The 941-nt window shown below is 33.5% G+C and carries 2 protein-coding genes; both read left to right on the forward strand.

Features of this window, described 5'->3' with window-relative positions; translation table 11 throughout:
- Nucleotides 1-209 precede the first annotated feature (209 nt).
- Nucleotides 210-455, forward strand: coding sequence for a hypothetical protein (locus tag ACFFIX_RS27805; protein ID WP_378939895.1), 246 nt, complete (start codon nt 210-212; stop codon nt 453-455).
- Nucleotides 456-504: 49 nt separating this feature from the next.
- Nucleotides 505-891: an SET domain-containing protein gene (locus tag ACFFIX_RS27810; protein ID WP_378939897.1), complete on the forward strand. Its 387-nt coding sequence runs from the start codon at nt 505-507 to the stop codon at nt 889-891.
- Nucleotides 892-941: the final 50 nt, after the last annotated feature.

Genomic DNA, 941 nt, shown 5'->3' on the forward strand with positions numbered 1-941 from the left:
AGAGGTTGGGTACTTTTTAGATACCCAACCTCTTTTTTGCCGATATAAAACCTTCTTAAGATATTCTCTAAATTCATCCCTGTTTAATAGTTTATAACAAAACTTCAAATCTCTTAAAAATCCACATTTGACTTGTAGCATTAAAACAAGCTTTATTTCTATTAGTGAATAAACTGTTAATAGTCAGACAAAAAGGGTGATGAACCATAATGCCTAAAGGTAAAGGTAAAGGTAAAGGTGGACAACAAGACAACGAAGGATTTCCGCGTGATTTTTTGGAGCAATTAAATCCAGGAAATTCTATAACTATCGTTTATGATGGCGGTGTATCGGTTACTGGAACATTCCAGCGTATTGAAAATAATACCGTTGTTGTTGCAACCGGACCAATACTTGCCCCTATAATAGTACGTATCAATATTGATCAAATTCATAGCGTCGCAAGTCCCCTTTAGTAATATTAGATAAAAACCCTTTATTTTGTTAGAAAGGAGCTAATATTTTGTGGTATTACCATCATTTAGTATAAAAGATACTCAAAAATATGGTAGAGGGATCTTTGCTATACGTGAGGTTGAAGTGGGGCAACTCATTGAGGTATCTCCAGTTATCGTTTCACCTAAAGAAGAATCGGAATATCTAGATAACACAATATTTTCCAATTACTGTTTTTATTGGGGAGAAAATTTGGAAGATAGGGCTATTGCGTTGGGATATGGATCTTTATTTAATCATTCATATACTCCAAATGCGATGTTTATTTGTAATGAGCATAATTTAACAATCCACTTTTATGCGAGAAGACATATCAAGTGTGATGAGGAGATCACTATAAATTACAATGGTGGCCCAAAAGATAAGTCTCCATTATGGTTTGATGTAATTGAGTAAATTTAATAACAAGCAGCAAAAAAGGATCTTCCAATCGAAGATTCTTTTTC

The organism is Metabacillus herbersteinensis (assembly GCF_042433335.1).
In the GTDB taxonomy this organism is placed as follows: Bacteria; Bacillota; Bacilli; order Bacillales; family Bacillaceae; genus Metabacillus; species Metabacillus herbersteinensis.

Excerpts from the sequence above, each read along its gene's own strand:
- ACFFIX_RS27805 (WP_378939895.1), top strand. The coding sequence starts at position 210 with ATGCCTAAAGGTAAAGGTAAAGGTAAAGGTGGACAACAAGACAACGAA.